The 18,691-nt window shown below is 49.0% G+C and carries 15 protein-coding genes; 11 read left to right on the forward strand and 4 right to left on the reverse strand.

Annotated features, from left to right (window positions below; all coding sequences use genetic code 11):
- The first annotated feature begins 125 nt into the window (after positions 1-125).
- From AC3Y23_RS19125 to AC3Y23_RS19140, 4 genes are all read left to right on the forward strand, one after another.
- Positions 126-569, forward strand: coding sequence for a MarR family winged helix-turn-helix transcriptional regulator (locus AC3Y23_RS19125; RefSeq protein WP_379201901.1), 444 nt, complete (start codon positions 126-128; stop codon positions 567-569).
- Positions 566-3,730 (forward strand): MMPL family transporter, encoded by a 3,165-nt coding sequence (locus AC3Y23_RS19130; RefSeq protein ID WP_379201848.1) that lies wholly within the window; start codon positions 566-568, stop codon positions 3,728-3,730. Before AC3Y23_RS19125 ends, AC3Y23_RS19130 begins: the two co-directional genes overlap by 4 nt.
- Before the next feature lie 188 nt (positions 3,731-3,918).
- Complete coding sequence (locus AC3Y23_RS19135; protein WP_379201850.1) at positions 3,919-4,464, forward strand: sigma-70 family RNA polymerase sigma factor; 546 nt, start codon at positions 3,919-3,921, stop codon at positions 4,462-4,464.
- On the forward strand, positions 4,461-5,558 hold the full coding sequence (locus AC3Y23_RS19140; RefSeq protein WP_379201852.1) for a DUF4179 domain-containing protein: 1,098 nt from the start codon (positions 4,461-4,463) through the stop codon (positions 5,556-5,558). Before AC3Y23_RS19135 ends, AC3Y23_RS19140 begins: the two co-directional genes overlap by 4 nt.
- A 92-nt stretch (positions 5,559-5,650) precedes the next feature.
- On the opposite strand, the gene AC3Y23_RS19145 is transcribed toward AC3Y23_RS19140, so the two are convergent.
- Positions 5,651-6,322, reverse strand: coding sequence for a tetratricopeptide repeat protein (locus AC3Y23_RS19145; protein WP_379201854.1), 672 nt, complete (start codon positions 6,320-6,322; stop codon positions 5,651-5,653).
- A 677-nt stretch (positions 6,323-6,999) separates the two neighbouring features.
- On the opposite strand from AC3Y23_RS19145, the gene AC3Y23_RS19150 reads away from it, so the two are divergent.
- Positions 7,000-8,631 carry a stalk domain-containing protein gene (locus tag AC3Y23_RS19150; RefSeq protein ID WP_379201856.1) on the forward strand — a complete coding sequence of 544 codons (1,632 nt, stop codon included), beginning with the start codon at positions 7,000-7,002 and terminating at the stop codon, positions 8,629-8,631.
- 90 nt (positions 8,632-8,721) lie between these two features.
- Positions 8,722-9,720: an aldo/keto reductase gene (locus AC3Y23_RS19155; protein WP_379201858.1), complete on the forward strand. Its 999-nt coding sequence runs from the start codon at positions 8,722-8,724 to the stop codon at positions 9,718-9,720.
- Between the two features lie 72 nt (positions 9,721-9,792).
- Here the strand turns inward: AC3Y23_RS19155 and AC3Y23_RS19160 are convergent, their stop codons facing one another.
- Positions 9,793-11,460 carry a ribonuclease J gene (locus AC3Y23_RS19160; protein WP_379201860.1) on the reverse strand — a complete coding sequence of 556 codons (1,668 nt, stop codon included), beginning with the start codon at positions 11,458-11,460 and terminating at the stop codon, positions 9,793-9,795.
- A 194-nt stretch (positions 11,461-11,654) separates the two neighbouring features.
- Here AC3Y23_RS19160 and AC3Y23_RS19165 point away from each other — a divergent pair, with 194 nt between their 5' ends.
- Positions 11,655-11,813, forward strand: a complete 159-nt coding sequence (locus AC3Y23_RS19165) for a hypothetical protein (RefSeq protein WP_379201862.1) — start codon at positions 11,655-11,657, stop codon at positions 11,811-11,813.
- Between the two features lie 336 nt (positions 11,814-12,149).
- On the opposite strand, the gene AC3Y23_RS19170 is transcribed toward AC3Y23_RS19165, so the two are convergent.
- The gene (locus AC3Y23_RS19170) at positions 12,150-12,362 is read right to left on the reverse strand and encodes a hypothetical protein (RefSeq protein ID WP_379201864.1); all 213 of its coding nucleotides are present in this window, start codon (positions 12,360-12,362) and stop codon (positions 12,150-12,152) included.
- A gap of 281 nt (positions 12,363-12,643) precedes the next feature.
- Here AC3Y23_RS19170 and desA point away from each other — a divergent pair, with 281 nt between their 5' ends.
- The 4 genes from desA (at position 12,644) to pdxR (ending at position 17,352) form a co-directional block, all read left to right on the forward strand.
- Entirely contained in the window at positions 12,644-13,708 is a 1,065-nt protein-coding gene (gene desA, locus AC3Y23_RS19175; RefSeq protein WP_379201866.1) for a Delta(5) desaturase DesA, read from the forward strand.
- Positions 13,709-13,844: 136 nt separating this feature from the next.
- Positions 13,845-14,981: a histidine kinase gene (locus tag AC3Y23_RS19180; protein WP_379201903.1), complete on the forward strand. Its 1,137-nt coding sequence runs from the start codon at positions 13,845-13,847 to the stop codon at positions 14,979-14,981.
- Positions 14,978-15,580 carry a response regulator gene (locus AC3Y23_RS19185; protein ID WP_379201868.1) on the forward strand — a complete coding sequence of 201 codons (603 nt, stop codon included), beginning with the start codon at positions 14,978-14,980 and terminating at the stop codon, positions 15,578-15,580. The genes AC3Y23_RS19180 and AC3Y23_RS19185 overlap by 4 nt, the downstream gene beginning before the upstream one ends.
- 338 nt (positions 15,581-15,918) lie before the next feature.
- Entirely contained in the window at positions 15,919-17,352 is a 1,434-nt protein-coding gene (gene pdxR / locus AC3Y23_RS19190) for a MocR-like pyridoxine biosynthesis transcription factor PdxR (protein ID WP_379201871.1), read from the forward strand.
- 40 nt (positions 17,353-17,392) lie between these two features.
- Here pdxR and pdxS read toward each other — a convergent pair whose 3' ends face one another.
- The gene (pdxS, locus tag AC3Y23_RS19195) at positions 17,393-18,274 is read right to left on the reverse strand and encodes a pyridoxal 5'-phosphate synthase lyase subunit PdxS (RefSeq protein ID WP_489980828.1); all 882 of its coding nucleotides are present in this window, start codon (positions 18,272-18,274) and stop codon (positions 17,393-17,395) included.
- Between the last annotated feature and the right edge of the window lie 417 nt (positions 18,275-18,691).

Here is an 18,691-nt window from a genome sequence, read left to right on the forward strand (position 1 = left end):
ATGCAAATACAAGCACCACGTCATTACATTTGACTTTTGAGTGCTGAAGTCATATAGTTCTATAGTGAAACTATTCTACACGTGAACTATTGTGGGGTTGTAAGGAGGATTAAGCTTTGGATGAAGTGGCAGAACAGTGGATAAACCGTTATTTGGATGCCTACCTGGCGGTGTCAAGAAATATCAGTGCTCAAATCAGGGATAATATCGCTGGCGGACTTACGACAGACCAATACCTGATCTTGCGACTGATCAACGGGAAGGAGCGCTGCACCTCCACATATCTGGCCGAATCGTTTGCTGTAGGTAAAAGCTCGATTACGGCAATCAGCAACCGGCTGGTCGATGCGGGGCTTTTGGTGCGTACACGCGACGAGAATGACCGGAGACAGGTCTACCTCTCAATGACCGAGCAAGGGCGTGAAGTATTTGAAGTGGCAGGCAAGCATGTTATGGATACGGTGTCGCCGTACTTCTCCCATTTTGGAGAGAAAGAGATTGAGAATTTCATTATGATGTTCGAGAGGTTGGCAAGAATGATGCAGGACTCAGGAGGGAAAGAGGATTGAAAACCATACTTAAGGCCAGATGGGCCATCATTGTGATCTGGATTGCAGCGGCTGTTGTAATGATGTTGACGGCGCCGGGAATGTCCGATCTAGTCCGAGAGAAGGGACAGATTGCGGTTCCGGCGGGATATTCTTCATCCAGAGCAGCAGAGATTATGAAAGAAGCCGCTGAGGCCAAGGGCGGGGAGACGCTCCATCAGGTGGCGCTTGTGTTCAACAAGCCACAAGGCATTGGGGCTAAGGAAATGGAGAGCATCAAGCAGGGCGTGGAGAAGCTGAATCAGAACAAAGCTGATCTCAAGCTGGATTCCATTACCGACCCTTTCTCGCAAAGTGAGCTGAAAGACACACTGATTGCCAAGGATGGCAAAACGATTATGGTGGCGTTGTTTGTCGGTGGCAGTGATGAAGACGTCAAGGTGCTTCCGGGTAAAGTAGACGCGCTGCTGAAAGATGTGGACGCCGATCATTACCTTACAAGTGAAGGTTTGATTACCGAAGACACGATTGCCAGCTCCGAAGCGGGGCTGAAGAAATCGGAATATATAACTGTTGTATTCATTCTTTTAATTCTGTTTGTGGTCTTCCGGTCATTCGTGGCTCCATTTGTGCCGCTGTTGACTGTAGGACTAAGTTATGTGGTAGCCCAGTCGATTGTAGCGTTTCTGGTCGATCGTTATGATTTCCCGTTATCCACGTTCACACAGATCTTTATGGTCGCCGTATTGTTCGGGATCGGGACGGATTATTGTATCCTGCTGATCAGCCGGTTCAAGGAAGAGCTGGCGGCTTCGGCAGATACCAAGACTGCAATTATTGAGACTTATCGTAAAGCAGGCGGAACGGTGTTCTACTCCGGGCTTGCTGTATTTGTGGGCTTTGTAGCTATCGGTTTCTCCAAGTTCATGCTGTATCGCTCGGCAGTTGCCGTAGCTGTGGGCATTGCAGTGATGCTGCTTGCGCTTGTGACGGTAGTACCTTTCTTTATGGCTGTCCTGGGCAAAAAGATGTTCTGGCCGTCACGCGGCAAGCTGGAACACAGCGAAAGTCGAATCTGGGGGGCGGCTGGCTCCTTCTCCCTGAAAAGACCTTGGGCAGCACTGCTGATCGTAGCAGCCATCGTTGTGCCTTTCCTGGTCACTTACGATGGAAAGCTGTCCTTTAACAGCATGGATGAGATCGGCTCGAACTATGCTTCGGTCAAAGGCTTCAATATTATATCCGAAAGCTTCGGTCCTGGTGAATCCATGCCAGGCAAAATCGTGATCAAGAATGATGACCGTATGGACAATACGGAATACATCGGACTTGCAGAGAAGATCAGCCGTGAGCTGGAGAAGGTAGAGGGAATCAAAACCGTTCGCAGTATGTCGCGTCCAGCTGGCGAAGCGATCAATGATTTCCTGATTCCTACACAGGTCAAGACGCTTTCAGAGGGTCTGGACAAGACGAATGACGGCTTGTCCAAGATTCAGAGCGGCTTGTCCGAAGCCAGCAAGCAGCTTAGTGATAATGCGCCCAAGCTGGCTGAAGCCGTATCCGGCAGCGAGAAGCTGACGGAAGGAACGGCCGACTTGAAAGCCGGGATTGTCGCCCTTGGCGATGGACTGTCCCGGATTGAGAGCGGCATTAAGAGCGGCTCTGCCGGAGCCGGTCAGATCAAGGCCGGACTTCAGCAGGCTGCGGCAAGTGCGCAGCAACTGGCAGACGCCAATCAGGCGCTGCTTGCCGGGTACAAGAAGATCGGTGCTGGTCTGACAGCACTGGATGGGGGGCTTGGCCAGATCCAAGGCCAATTACAGGGTGTGGCAACGGCATTGAATGGCCTGAGCACTTCCTTTGCTGGGCTGGAAACCAGCTATCCGGATCTGCTGCAGGATGTCAATTACCAGACGATTAAAGGTACAGTGACTCAGTCCGGGGCCGGTGCGGCAGGCTTGGCAGCAGGCCTCGGCCAGATTTCGCAGAACCTTAAGGGAGCAGCTGGCGGCTTGACGGAAGCTAACGCCGGTTATGCCAAGGCTGTAGCTGGCCAGACTGCACTGGCACAAGGCTTGCAGAAGCTTGTAGCCGGTATTGGTCAGCTTCAATCGGGGCTTAATCAGGCTGCCGACGGTCAAGGTCAGATCGTTGGGAAGATTCCATCGATTACGGACGGTCTGGATCAGCTGCAAGGTGGACAGAAGCAATTGGCGGACGGCTTCGGCCAGCTAACTGGCCAGATCGGCAAGTTAACTGCCGGACTTAGCGATAGTGCTGATGGACTGAAGCAGATTTCCGGCGGTCTTGGCTCAGCACAGGATTTCCTCAACCAGATCCGTGACGCCAAGGATGATGAACTAAGCGGATTCTTTGTGCCGGATGAGGCCCTCAAAGCCGATGGCATCCAGCAGGTGTTCGACAACTACCTGACACATGACCGCAAGATTATGACCCTTGATATTGTGTTCGCTCAAAACCCTTACAGCGAGGAAGCCATTGACAGTGTTAGCAATATTCAATCCGCTGTTGAACGTGCGGTGAAAGGAACCAAGCTGGAGAATGCGGAAATTGCTATTAGCGGTGTAACCAGCACCTATAACGACTTGCAGAACATCTCCAATGCGGACTATAGCCGTACAGTGATCTTGATGCTGGGCGGTATATTCATCATCCTGGTGCTACTGCTCCGTTCCATTATCATGCCGCTATACCTGATCTTGTCGCTCGTGATTACTTACTTTACGGCAATGGCGATGACGGAAGCAATCTTCGTGAACATGCTTGGTTACTCCGGAATCACCTGGTCTACGCCATTCTTCAGCTTTGTAATGCTGGTAGCGCTTGGCGTCGACTATAGTATCTTCCTCATGGCCCGGTTCAATGAGAACAAGTCATGGGATGTCAAAGAAGCCATTCTGCATGCCATGCGCAACATGGGAACGGTCATTTTGTCAGCAGTAATCATTCTGGGCGGTACCTTTGCCTCGATGTTCCCATCAGGCGTGCTGTCGATGATGCAAATTGCTACCGTAGTACTTGCCGGCTTGGCCCTGTATGCCTTCATCTTCCTGCCGTTCTTCGTGCCGGTGATGGTGAAGATATTCGGGCGGGCCAACTGGTGGCCATTCCCTGGCAGCTCTAGCGCTACTGAGGAGAAATCGAATACACTAAATGTGTAGATTATCGTCATAGAGGGTCCAGATTGGAGCCTTGTGAGAATGCTGCACTTACTTATAAAGAGAGAGTCTCGTAGCCACTGGCTGTTAACGGGACTCTCTCTTTTTTTGTTTTTTACAAATAAAGAGAAACCTTTTTCCCTTCCCGGACATCTAATCAGCATAAGCAATAGGAAATGAGTGGAAAAGGAATGGTGGCTTTACAGTTGGAAACAGATGTGACAGAAGAGGTCAGGCGTGCCCAAGCCGGGGATAAAGATGCTTTCATCCATCTTGTGAAAGAGCTGGAGCTGCAAATGTATACAGTGGCGAAAGCTATTGTGAAAAAGGATGAGGACTGTGCGGATGCCATGCAGGAGACGGTGCTCAAGGCCTATCAGTCGATTGGCGGTCTGAAGGAGCCATTGTTTTTCAAAACATGGCTGTTACGCATATTGATTAATGAATGCAATCTAATCTTGCGCAAGAGTGCCAAAAGTGTCGTGATGGCCGAGCTGCCCGGCCTGCATAGAGTGAGTCCTGACTACGAGCATATCGATCTGCGCGAAGCCGTTTATCAGCTGGAGGAGATCTCGCGGAATATTGTTATCCTGCATTATTTTCAGGATCTGCCACTTAGCCAAATTGCCGACATCCTGGAGCTGTCTGAAGGCGCGATCAAGACAAGGCTGCATAGGGCCAGAAAGACATTATACCAGTGGCTGGCAGACCCAGCAGAAAGGAAGGTCAACGTATGAACAATCCCGATTTTGAGGCTGAACTTGCCGGTTTGAAAAGTCCTCCCATTGAAGAAGTACCGGGATCCGTTCGTAGTAGAATGGACATCACTTATCAAATGCTGGATAGTACTACCCAAAACCACGGTTTAGTAAAACAGAAGCGACGGTGGTTGCGCCGTATGCTCCTTGGGACGGGGAGTGTGGCTGTAGCCTGCTTGCTTTTTATTGTCCTGGGTTTCTTCTCGCCAGCTATGGCGGAGACCCTTAAGCAGATTCCTTTTGTGAAGAGTGTGTTCCAGTTGGCTGGAGATCTTGGTCTTCGCAATGCATCAGAGCGGGGATTGACTCACAGCGTGGATCAGACCGTTACTCACCAAGGCGTGACGCTGGGGGTATCGGAGCTGATGTATGATGGAAGCCGCTTGTCCCTGGTACTTAGCCGTGAGTCACCGGATACTTCTGGTGCAACATTTATGGAGACGTGGAGGGAGATTATTATTGGAAGTGTAGTCAATAATATTGACTTTTATGTCAACGGGGAGCTCGTGAATACTGCTTGGGGATTGTCCTCCGGTGGTGAGGAGTCTCCGAACTCTCTTATCGTGACCACTTTTGAAGACGTGCAAGTGCCGGATCAATTTGAGTTCAAGATGGTGGTAAGATTGGCCGATCTGAAGCAGGACTTTACTTTCACGATTCCTGTTACTAAGAAGACTGCGGATAGTATTGTACTCACCCCCACCGAAGTTAAAAGTGATGATCCTATCCAAATGCGCATCAAGCGGTTAGAGCTAAGCCAGACGACTACCCTGCTGGTGGTGGAGTTCAAGAATAAGCCGGGAGAAGCGATGGGTGACGTAATAAAAAGATTACGGGAGAAATATAAAATTCACGGGTTCCTTAATATTAATTTTGAGCTTATCGATGAGCAGGGGCGCGGTCCCGTCTATATGGGGGCGAGTATATACGGACATGAAGGCGTGACAACGTATACCATCACGTTCGAACCTTTTGACCCGATGCCCAGAACGCTCATAGTGAAGCCCTTCATTTGGATGGAAGACCAGAAAAAATACATTCCCGAGCTTGAATTTACGCTGACGGTGAAATAAAGATATAGGCAAAGAACCTCCGGGGGTCCACGTGAAATGTGGATTCCGGAGGTCTTCTTTTTTTATGCGTATGGATGTAGGAAGATCGCCTTCTATCGCATTTTGGCAAAATAGCTACGCAGTGCCCAGCCGCGTTCCTGGCGCTTCTTGTATTTGGGAAGCGAGCGGTAGATCGCTGTGGACTCTGCAAAAGCACGCTTTGCTTCTTCTTCTCTTCCCAGCGCCCGGTACATCGAGCCAGCCAGATAATAAGCTTCACTGGAGGAAGATTGGATCTCCTGAAACTCGCTGACATAGTGAAGCGCCTTGTCACGGTCCGTATGACGGAAGATTTCGGCTAATCGTAGATAAGGCTGGCCGTATTGCGCTCTGCGGTTAATTTCCAGTCCTTTCAGTACCTGTGACTCGCCTTCCTCCATCTGGCCCAGCTTCAAATTTACGTGACCAAGCTCAACCCAATATTCGGCGGATTGCTCATAGCGATCTTCAATTTCCTGCAGTAATTTCTTGGCTTCGTTGAATTTTTTGCGTTCTGACAAATATCGGGCGAGTTCAAATTTGGATGATACATCATTAGGATTAAGCGAAATAGCAGTTCTCAGCTTGGAGATTTGCCGTGATCTGCGGAAGGGTTTTGCTATGCTTGGCAAGATGCCGACAAAACGGCGATCCAATACATACAGAATGATTAGCAGAATCAGTAGGGCAAGAAAAGGATTGCCGATAAATCGAAATAACAGGATAAATCCGAGAATTTTGAACATATTGTCCTCCTAGATGAGTGAAATTAAGATTATGATGAAAAGTAGCTCTGCCTCCCTAACCAATCACACAAACACAGCCCCAAAAGTGCGCTTGTATATGAAGGATCAAAATGTAATTAACGGAAATTTCGTACCTTAAATCCTCTTGCAGATACCAGTTAGTGGAGATTAAGTGCAATATTGTACCTTAAATCATCCCAAATACCCCGTTCAGCATGCTTTTTCGAAAAATAAGATACAATAATGCCTTTATTTCCCTTATTTACCTATTTTGGAGGAAAATAAGGTGCAAAAATGCTGTTAATTGGGAAGGTGACCCCTCTTTTTCACTTTTATAAGACGACTGGTGAAGAGGAATGCACTGTTTATAGTGGTTAAAATCTATTGATATTTTTTGTTCAGGTGCTAATTTTTGATATTCTCTGTTCAGGTGCCAGCTTTCCTATGGAAAGCTTTCAGGCGAGCGATTCGCACCTACCGTTCTTTACTTCCCCGTTCGCTCATCTTCGTTTTATGTTCATTTCTTTTGGTCGGCTTATATAGGTATTGTTTGTTATTTTAATGTATTCTATATCATTTGTCTTCTTATGTAGGACGGAGCTGCGGTCATTCGTTATAATAGGAATTGTTCAGTCAGGATAATTATACCATAATCTGAATAAGAAGGAGATTAGGCGATGAAGTTATCTGCATCGAAATGCCTCATGCTTGGTGTTGTAATATGCATAGCATTACTGTGGGTACCCGTACCTCAAGCTGCTGGGGCAGCGGAAGTTCCGGCTGCGGCAAAGCTTTCAAATATCAAGAAGGTAGTTGCCTCTCCGGGCTTCTGGGGTGGGAATTCATTTGCGCTTGGTCAAGACGGTACCGTATGGGCTTGGGGCAGCAATGTCAATGGACAATTTGCCAATGGTGTTGCAGGCCCCGAAGGTTGGACGATCACGCCTCACCGTGTAGCAGACTTGGATCAGACCAAAGATCTTGTCCTCGGAAGAGGATATTACCTGGCACTTAAGCAAGATGGAACCGTTATGGCTTGGGGCCGATTTAAAAAGAAGGGCAGCGCAACCGTGACAGGAAAGAGTATAGAGGTGTTGCTTCCACAGAATGTGTCCGGCTTGACGGATGTAGTTGCTCTGAGCAGTGGAACAGACCGCGTGCTGGCGTTGAAAAAAGACGGGACCGTCTGGGAATGGAAATCACCAGCAGATTTAGAAGCCGGATATACCGCTCTGCCTGCGGCAGAGAAGGTGCCGGGCTTAAGTGGAATCAAATGGATTGGCAGCGGAGCCGCGCTCAAGGATAATGGTACCTTATGGGTATGGGGAAGCGGGGCGCCAGATGATAACACAGGTCTGCCAAAGACGCCTACACTGGTCAACGGTCTTTACAATGTAAAGTCAGTGGTAATCAACCGTGACAGCCTGGTCGCTCTGACGTCTAGCGGAGCAGTATGGTCATCGGTCGGCGGCTGGAACAGTGGTGACTCCGGGGTTCCCAGCTATCCAATCAAGTTTCAGAAGATGTCTTCGCTTTCTGGCATAACTTCTATAGACACGGACGGCTCCATCAACCTCGTGCGGAACCAGAAAGGTGAATACTGGATATGGCGAGCAGGGACGAATCAGAAGTCGCTTCAGCAAGTTACATCACCCAGCAATATCTCCAGATTGGAGCTGAAGCTGAACGGTTTTGCCGCTGTCCGTAAGGATGGCACAGTCTGGACATGGAGTCATACGTATGACTCTGGCGGGCAGCTTAGTCTAACACAGCCGAGGCAGATTAAAGGGCTGCAGTCGCCGGTATCTTTTGCCACAGGTGAAAATAGCAAGTATGCGGTCCTGAAAGATGGAACGGTTGCATCCTGGGGCACGAACATGTTCGGTCAATTGGGCATCAGTGCCCTGGATTCCCGTCCTTTTACGGTTTCACCCCTTTTGAAGCCCGTAACGCTGATTATCAACGGCCAGACTGTGGAACCCATTCAGCCGCCGATTTTCCGGGAGGGCAAAGTGCTGGTGCCGCTGCGAGATGTGGCCCAAAGTTTGGGTTATACCATCGGGTCGACGGGCGGCAACATGACATTGACCAAGGATGACAAAGTAGTTGTGCTTCAGGATGGGAATTACAAGCTGGGAGATGGCAGAACCATCCCCATGGGCGAGAGCATATTGGTGAGCTACACCTCGATGGTTCCTGCAGCTCAGCTTGCACAGGCGCTGGGCTTTACAGCAGGATGGAAGGGCAGTTCATACACTCTCACCTTGCAGGAAAAGCCGGTGAATTTCCTCAAACTGATCCAGCAATAATGTTCTCTTCTAATTACAGGAAATAAATGATATGTTAGGCGTAATCATATTCATGTTTTTTATTTCATAGCGGGGAAAGAAGGATGCATGATGGAGCAGAACGTGACAGCGGTGAAGCTGCGCCCCTTGGGTCAGTCTTCACTTTCCGTCTCGCCACTCGGCCTGGGCTGCTGGCAGTTCAGCCGGGGAAGCGGGCTGGTAGGCAGCTATTGGAGCAATCTGAATGAAGGTGATATTCTCGAGATTGTGCGGGTAAGCCTTGAAGGCGGCATGAACTGGGTGGATACGGCAGAGGTTTACGGTGGAGGCAAATCAGAGGAAGCCTTGGCACACGTTCTCGACCAGTTGCGGCAAGAGGGAAGTCCGCAGGCGGCTCCGCTGATCGCGACCAAGTGGTGGCCACTTTTCCGTACTGCAGGATCGATTACCTCGACGATTGAGGAGCGGATTAAATGCCTGGGTGGACGAACCATTGACCTGTACCAAATTCACCAGCCATTCTCCTTGTCAAGCATCGCACAGGAGATGAAGGCGATGGCGGGGTTGGTCAAAGCAGGGAAGATCCGTTATGTCGGCGTCAGCAACTATTCGGCGAAGCAGATGGTGGCGGCTCATCGTCTGCTGCAGGAGCAGGGACTGTCATTGGTCTCCAATCAGGTTAAATATAATCTGCTCGACCGAGCGATTGACCGCAACGGAATTCTGGAGGCAGCGAAGGAGCATGGCATTTCAATCATTGCTTATTCGCCGCTGCAGCAGGGACTACTTACAGGCCGTTTCCACCATGATCCGGCGCAGATTCAAGCCCTGACCCGCAGCCGCCGGCTTATGTCCGGTCTGAATGAGAAAAGCCTGGCCCGCAGTCGGCCATTAATAGATGCGCTGGATATCCTCGGACAAAAATACAGTGTAACTCCAGGGCAGATCGCGCTGAATTGGCTGATTCATTATCACGGCGATACAGTAGTGGCGATCCCGGGTGCATCGAAGGTACGTCATGCCCAGGAAAATATCGGTGCGATGTCCTTCCAGCTTACGCGCGATGAGTTAGAACAGCTTAATGAAGCCTCCTGGGCTGCGGTCAAATAACAATATTAAAGAGCCTCCGAAGGACCTTAGGTCACTTGGAGGCTCTTTGCCGATCTAATCACGCTGATATCGTTATACCTCAATAATGATTGGCAGAACCATGGGCCGCCGTTTAGTTTTCTCATACAGGAATTTCCCCAGTACATCCTTAACCGTCTGCTTCATAATATTCCATTGCCCAAGATCTGCTTTGTTCATTTTGTGCACGGTGTCTGTGACCAGTTGATTGATTTCGTCCATCAGCGTCTCCGAATTGCGGATATAGATGAACCCTCTGGAGATGGTATCAGGACTATTCAGCAACCGGCCATCGGTCTGGCTAAGCGTAATGACAGTGATGAGGATGCCGTCAGCCGACAGCTGTCGCCGGTCGCGCAGCACCACATTGCCAATATCCCCGATGCCCAGACCGTCAACGAGAATCTGCCCTGCGGTCAGTTTGCCGGACTGTCTGACAACACCACCTGCAGATTCAACAATGTCACCATTTTTGAGGATGAAAATGTTCTCATGCTCTACACCTACCGCTTCAGCCAACAGGCTATGATGATGCAGCATGCGGTACTCCCCGTGTACGGGAATAAAGTATTCCGGTTTCATGAGGGTCAGCATCAGCTTCAATTCTTCCTGGCTGCCATGTCCGGATACATGAAGCTCGCTGCGAGAGCCATAGATGACCCGTGCACCCAGAATATACAAGTTGTCTACAATTCGGGCGACATTTCGTTCATTACCGGGAATTGGATTGGCAGCGATCAGCACGGTGTCCCCGGCTTGAATCTCCATTAGCCGATTGCTGGAGTTCGCCAGACGGGATAAGGCCGCCAGGGGTTCACCCTGACTTCCTGTACATAACACGGCACATTGTTCAGGCGGCAGGTTGGCGGCCTCCGCAGGCTCAATCAACATGTTATCGGGAATATTCAGATATCCTAGTTCTTGAGCTACACCGACCACAGCCACCATGCTCCTGCCTAACAGAGCGAGCTTGCGCCCCGTATGATGCGCGGCATCCACAACCTGCTGAAGACGGTGCACATTGGAAGCAAAGGTCGAGACAAAGATTCTTTGTTCAGCATTCTTGAACGCTTCTTCCATATGAGCTCCTACCAACCGTTCGGACGGAGTGAAGCCTGGGCGCTCGGCATTGGTACTTTCCGAAAGCAGGATTTTCACACCCTTTTTGCCGATTTCAGCCATTCTGTGAAGATCTGGGTATTGCTTGTTGACCGGTGTCATATCAAATTTGAAATCTCCGGTATGTACGACGGTTCCTTCGGGAGTATCGAAGACAACCCCAAGACAATCCGGGATACTATGATTCGTATTGAAAAAGGTGGTGGTGATGGCGCCAAAGTCCAGTGTTGACTCCGCATCAATGCGGTGCAGGCTTGTCTGCCGCAGAATGCCATGCTCTTTCAGCTTGTTTTCTATCAGACCTAGCGTCAAGCGGGAAGCATAAATCGGGATGTTCAGTTGCTTCAGCAGATAAGGAATACCGCCAATATGATCTTCATGTCCATGAGTCACGACCAGTCCACGTACCTTATCGACATTGTTCAATAAGTAGCTGACATCAGGAATGATCAGGTCGATGCCTAGCATACTTTCATCGGGAAATTTGGCACCGCAATCGATAACAATAATATCGTCGGCATACTGTACGAGGTACATATTTTTGCCGATCTCATTGACGCCGCCTAGTGCAGCGATCCACAGTCGTGCTCCTGACATTTTCACAGCAGTTCCCCCCAACAGAATTTGCCTATATTATGGATGGAAATCGCGGGGATTATCCTGCCTTTTGCAATCAAGAAATGGGATTTTAACAGTTAACTGTTTAAGATTAGGGTATATGGGTTAATAAAGAAGAAAGCAGCCATTGTATGGACGTGTGGACAGGAAAAGATTACGGAAGGGAGGATGAATCCAGCATGAATATGACAGTACATAGTCTTATGGCTTTCAATCATCAGTATTTCAGGCCTCAGGCCGTGGTTAATTCCAAGCAGAAGAGAGCGGACGAGAAGATGATAGTCTTTCGTGACGTATTGAAGGAGAAAATGAGATCGGGCAGCGGTCTCAAAAAGTGACATTCAGGAAACTCAACATAGCGCCGATAGAAAAGCCGGACGAATGACCTTTTAAGGTCTTGTCGCCCGGCTTTTTAACGTTTAGTTTATTAAATGTTGTCGCGTGTTAACGAGTATTCGCGGCCTGCTGCACCTGGCAGCGATGTCTTTTAAATCTTCCTCCGAGTTGCCAGGGGTGAATTCTTGTGGCACCTCATTATCGGTTGAATTTGCCTAAAGTGGCACTCATCGCTTTTAGTGTCTCCAACCGTGCGGAACTATACCCTGTTTCTCCAGATGCGCGCCTTGCGTTACTTTTTTGCACGATAACTTATTAAGATGCAAGGCAGTGGGACTCTAAGGTCTGACCTCAAAAAACTGGCAGTTCGAACGGGAATAGTAGGTTAAGTCACTGACCCGGGATTGAATGACTACATCGGAATCCGTGAAGCGGACAATAAATCCGCCGGAATTCACCATATGATCATCCTGAAAGACGCGTACTGGGTACTGGCGATCTACCGCTTCCTGCAGGTCAATATCCGTAAATAGAGGACGATTAATAGGCATGTTAAAACTCTCCTTTATTAATAAACATAAATATATTTCAATACCTTCATAGAACAAAAATAGTATACCTGTCCCCAGGTTATAAATCCAATAGAACACTCCCGCAAGGGGTTGATTTGATCCAAGCAAGAAGGGATGGTCGTCATACGTCTCGGGCTAGAGTATGACATATGTCATACTGCCTACTTGATGTTTGTGTCTTAAAGGGTGACATCATCTTCTCTATACTTAGAAGCAGAAGAGTGATCCCCAGGGGGATACATCAAGGAGGAACGACGACCATGCGCAAAGATCAGTCAGCCCAGCTCGCCAGCCTAAAAAAAAGTGTAGCCCCTTTTGAGAAAACGGACCGTACACGAAGTATAAAGCAGCTAATAAATACGTTGTTGCCACTTGTAGTATTATGGTATAGCGCTTACTTCAGCCTATCCGTATCCTATTGGCTTACACTATTGTTCGCGATCCCAGCCGCAGGCTTCGTGATTCGAACATTTATCATTTTTCATGACTGCTGCCATGGCTCGTTCTTCAAAAGCCGCCGGGCGAACGATATCGTCGGTACCATTACCGGCATTCTGACACTGGTTCCTTACCGGCAGTGGAAGTATAGCCATTCTATCCACCATGCAACCAGCAGCAACCTCGATAAAAGAGGGATTGGCGACATCTGGATCATGACTGTCAATGAATATACTGAGGCCTCTTTTTGGAAAAGATTGTATTACCGGATTTACCGCAACCCGCTGGTTATGTTCGGCATTGGACCGATCGCTGTATTTTTGCTCCAATATCGGTTTAATGCCAAGGGAGCCAAGCGCAAAGAACGGATGAACACGTATCTCACCAATGTTTCTCTTGTTGTGTTGTATGGTATGCTCATTTGGGCCATCGGCTGGCAGTCCTTCCTGCTCGTGCAACTGCCTGTCGTATTTGTATCCGGCTTCCTCGGAATCTGGTTGTTCTATGTACAGCATCAGTTTGAGGATTCCTACTTCGAGAACGAAGACGAGTGGAGCTATGTGAAGGCTGCTGTAGAAGGAAGCTCATACTACAAGCTGCCGAAGCTGCTGCAATGGATTACCGGCAATATCGGTTTCCATCACGTGCATCATTTAAGCCCTAAGGTGCCTAACTATAAACTGGAACAAGTGCATAACTCGACTCCGCCATTGCAAAAGGCGACTACGATTACGATCGGCACGAGTCTCAAAGCCATCCATTTCCGTCTGTGGGATGAGGAGAATAAAGGCTTCGTGAGCTTCAAGGAGATGAAGGCCAGACTGCGCAATCCCAAGCGCGTGGCAGAAGTCCTGACTGTGCCTAAACCAACACTTCAGGGAGATTGAACACTATACCCAAGGAAGTGCAGAGCCGAAGATAATTGTTCGGCGCTGTTCTTCCTTTTGTTTTTCCTTAGGAGCGATACTCATCAGGTTTATGCTAATATAAGGATGAATAACTTTGAACAAAAGGAAGGCAGACATGCAGAAATGGTATTCTATTTTTCATAAAAGCACAGGACTTAGCCCTTATGTGTGGGTCGTCTTCTACATTCTTCCGTTCTATTTCATTTTCCGGTCTTCTTCCACCTATCAAGTGGTGTCCGGCGTTGTCATGATCATGCTGTTCTTTGTGTGCTATGTACTATCCTTTATATCAAAAGGCTGGCTGGTGTACTTCTGGACAAGCGTGCAAATTATAGTCTCTATTACGATGACGTTATTGTTTGGCTATGTGTATTTTGCGCTGTTTCTGGCTTTCTTTATCGGAAATATTCAGAACAGGGTTGGATTCTTCACACTATATTCCATTCATCTGTTAACCACCATTGTGTCCATCAATTACGTGCTGCTCTCGCGCAATCCCGTGTTTATTAGCCAACTGCCATTTGTGCTGGTCAGTATGATCGCGGTTGTGCTGCTGCCCGTTACCACCTATAACCGCAATAACCAGGACAAGCTGCAGGGCCAGCTGGAGGATGCCAACAAACGGATCTCTGAACTGGTCAAGATTGAGGAGCGGCAGCGGATCGCCCGCGATTTGCATGACACCTTGGGACAAAAGCTTTCACTAATCGGACTCAAGAGCGATCTCGCCGGCAAGCTAATACACAAGAATCCTGCGCAAGCAGTTGTCGAAATTAATGATGTGCGCCGAACGGCACGGAGCGCCCTGAAGGAAGTGCGGGAAATGGTGACAGAGATGCGAGGGATACGGCTGGAGGAAGAGTTGGTACGAATCAGACAGTTTCTTCAGGCGGCAGAGATCGATTTTCTACTGGAAGGCAATCCGAAGCTAACCAATACCTCTCTCATTACGGAAAATGTACTCAGCATGTGCATTAAAGAAGCGGTCACCAATGTGGTGAAGCACAGCAATGCCATGGCATGCTGGATTATGATTCAGCCCTCTCGTACAGAGCTGACAATCACTGTAAAAGACAATGGAACCGGGATTTCGGGGGATAACATTTATTCTAAAGGTCACGGACTGCAAGGCATGAGAGAACGACTTGAATTTGTAAATGGCACGATGGATATCGTGAAGGGCGTAGGAACCACCCTTGTAATAAGAGTTCCCAATGCATTCAAACAACCGGTGAAGGAGGAGACGACATGATAAAGATTGTAATTGCCGAGGATCAGCGTATGCTGCTCGGAGCGCTGGCTTCGCTGCTGGATCTGGAAGAGGATATGAAGGTGGTGGGGCGAGCAAGCAACGGGGAGGAAGCGGTGTCGCTGGTGCAGCTGCATAAACCGGATATTTGTATCATGGACATAGAGATGCCAGCAATGAGCGGTCTGGATGCGGCGGAAGCGCTGAAGAATTCCGGCTGCAAGACAATGATTCTGACCACCTTTGCGCGGACAGGTTATTTTGAGCGGGCTGTGAAGGCTGGAGTCCATGCCTATCTGCTTAAAGATAGTCCAAGTGAAGAACTGGCCTCCTCCATTCGCAGCGTGATGGCCGGACGGCGGATGTATGCTCCTGAACTGATGGATCAGGCCTACGGCGGAGAGGTTAATCCCTTGACGGAACGGGAAAAGGAAGTGCTGGGTCTGATCGCTGACGGCAAGAACACCAAGGAAATCGCCAGTCAGCTGTATATTACGACCGGTACGGTCCGAAATTATATTTCTGTCATTCTGGATAAGCTTGACGTAGGCAACCGGATTGAGGCGATTACTCGTTTTAAGGAAAAAGGCTGGTTCAAATAAGAAGCTTTCTAATATTAAATCGGGCTCAACAACATGCTGCCAAGCTCTACTTCATTTGTACAGATTGCTTGCGTATTTGTCCAAACCTTATAAAATTCAAGCACATCGCCATAAGGCTTCCAGTCTTGGGCGGTGTTTTTTTGTGCTTAAAAACAACGATAGTTTTGAATATCGACTGCAATGCTCTTTAGTTTTTAGCCGGGTTCCTCACTGGTTGCGAGTAACGGAAAGATCATGCTAGGATAACAGAATATTGGATTTGATGAAACTGAAATTATTTATTTAATCTAACAGTCCATATTTCATTATGATATCTATGCATCAGGAGGATAACGTCAATGTTGAAGATAAATCGTGAGGATGAGAGACCCATATGGCAGCAGCTGCTGGATCAGGCGATCTACAATATTACTTCAGGCAATTGGGCGCCGGGCGAACTGTTAGTGCCATCACGGGAACTGGCACAGATGGTAGGCGTATCGAGGTCCACGATCCAGATTGTTTATGAGGAATTGTTCAGCCGTGGATATACGACAACGTCACGCCGCGGCGGAACCAGGGTGAGTGATTGGAGCCAGACCTTACCCGCTTCCAAAGATGAAACGGATCAAGCCGTGATGACGCCGGAGCTGCCTCCGTTAAACGCCGCGCTGGGGCAGGTGAATGAAAGATCTAGCGGGACAGGATCCCCGAAAATCAGCATTGATTTTAACCCGCACGAGCCTTACCTGGATGAACATTTTCAGAAAAACTGGCGTCATTCCTTCCTGCAAGCCTCCTCGGAGAGCAGCTTGGACGATTGGACCTACGGCAATGCGTACGGCTTCGTACCGCTTCGCGAGCAAATCCAGCGCTATCTATCCCTTGAACGGGGCATACATGTGGGGATTGATCAGATTTTGTTAACATCAGGTGCACAGCACAGTATGGACTTGATTGCACAGGGACTTTTAAGAGAAGGCGAGACGGTGTCTGTGGAAGATCCGGGGTTTCAGGCAGCATCACTCACGATGAAATATCGCGGCATGAATGTAGCACCGGTTCCGATCGATGAGTACGGACTACAGGTGGAGCACATCCATCCCGATACCAAACTGGCTTTTGTCACCCCGTCTCACCAATGTGTGGTCGGTGTCATTATGTCGGAGCCGCGCAGGCAGCAGCTGCTGCATATGGCTGCCCAGCGTCGCTTTTGGATTGTGGAGGATGATTATGACAGTGAATTCCGCTATCGCGGCGGCCCGCTTCCGACCTTGTTCAGCCAGCAGCCTCAGAACACACTGTATATGATGAGTTTTTCCAAAATGGTGGCACCCGCCATCCGCTTATCCGCGATCATTGGCTCCAAAGAAGCAATCAGCCAGCTTGCCCAGGTGCAGAGCCTGATCTACCGCCAGCTTCCGATCATGGAACAGCTAACTTTGGCTCACTTTATCGAGCACGGTCATTTCATGCGGCATATGCGCAGAGTCCGTAACGTCTACCGGCGCAGACACGAAGCGATGACCCGGGCGATTACAGCTACAGGTCTTGGGGAACGTTTCAAATTGAGCGGCGTAGAGACTGGGCTGCATATGTTGCTGGAAGCTGAATCTTCATTTGACGAAGAAGCAGCAACAGATAGAGCGCTGCAGGCCGGCCTGCGCGTCTATCCGCTGAGTTCTTATTGCTTGAATACGCCTAGAAAAGGGTGGGTGCTGGGCTTTGCCAAGATCGACGAAGATACCATTGAAGAGGGTATTCATTCTCTGGCGGAACTGCTGCTGAAGTAGCGGTTCCGGCTAGCAAAGCCCTCGCCCCAGAGTTCACTAATTATTGGCTGCGGTCTTGCATCCGATCTTGCTCACGGAGACTGGACATTTCGATGCCCTTCATCGGGGTGCCAAGGTTCTTGGAGACTTCTGCGATCAGTGCATAATCCGTGTAGTGGGTAGTAGCTTCCACGATAGCACGTGCGAACTTCTCTGGAGAGTCGGATTTGAAAATACCGGAGCCTACGAATACGCCGTCGGCACCGAGATGCATCATCAGCGCAGCATCGGCTGGCGTTGCTACGCCTCCAGCGGCAAAGTTCACAACCGGCAGCTTTCCGGTTTCCGCTACTTGCAAAAGCAGCTCGTACGGTGCGCCCAATACCTTCGCTTCGTTCATCAGCTCGTCCTTATGCATACCTTGTACCCGGCGAATTTGACCCAGCAGCATCCGCATATGGCTTACAGCTTCCACGATGTTCCCCGTGCCCGGCTCTCCCTTGGTACGAATCATCGATGCGCCTTCCCCGATCCGGCGAAGCGCTTCGCCGAGGTTTCTTGCTCCACAGACGAACGGGATGGTGAATTCATTCTTATTGATATGGTACACATCGTCAGCCGGCGTCAGCACTTCACTCTCATCTATGTAGTCAACACCAAGCGATTCCAGCACCTTAGCTTCTATATAATGACCGATCCGCGCTTTGGCCATGACGGGAATCGATACCGCCTTCATCACCTGTTCAACAATCGTAGGATCAGCCATTCTCGCTACCCCGCCGGCTGCCCGGATATCCGCTGGGACTCTCTCCAGCGCCATAACGGCAGTGGCTCCAGCAGCTTCAGCAATTTTGGCCTGCTCGGCATTCATGACATCCATGATAACGCCGCCTTTTTGCATTTCGGCCATTCCTCTTTTAACCCGGTTAGTACCTGTATCCACCATTTTGTATTCCTCCCAAATTTGTCTTGTTGGATTAGCTTTGTCTCAGTATAGCAATCAATGGAACGGTAGAAACCATCCAAAAATATGATTTTGAGCAATCCAAAAGAAATGGGAAGGCAGAATTAATGATTCTTTATCACCAAATCCATCCCGTTCCTTGCATTATTCAATGGTCGCAAAAGTATAGTGAGTAAGGATTGTATAAGCTAAACGAGGGTTATGAAGCTAAGTAGGGGGAGATGTAAGTTAAACGAGGGTTATGTGAGCTAAATGGGGGAGATGTAAGCTAAACGGGGGTAATGTAAGCTAAGTAGGGGGGAGATGTAAGTTAAACGAGGGTTATGTGAGCTAAATAGGGGTTATGTAAGCTAAACGGGGGTAATGTAAGCTAAACGGGGGTAATGTAAGCTAAAC

Source organism: Paenibacillus sp. MAHUQ-45 (assembly GCF_058133325.1).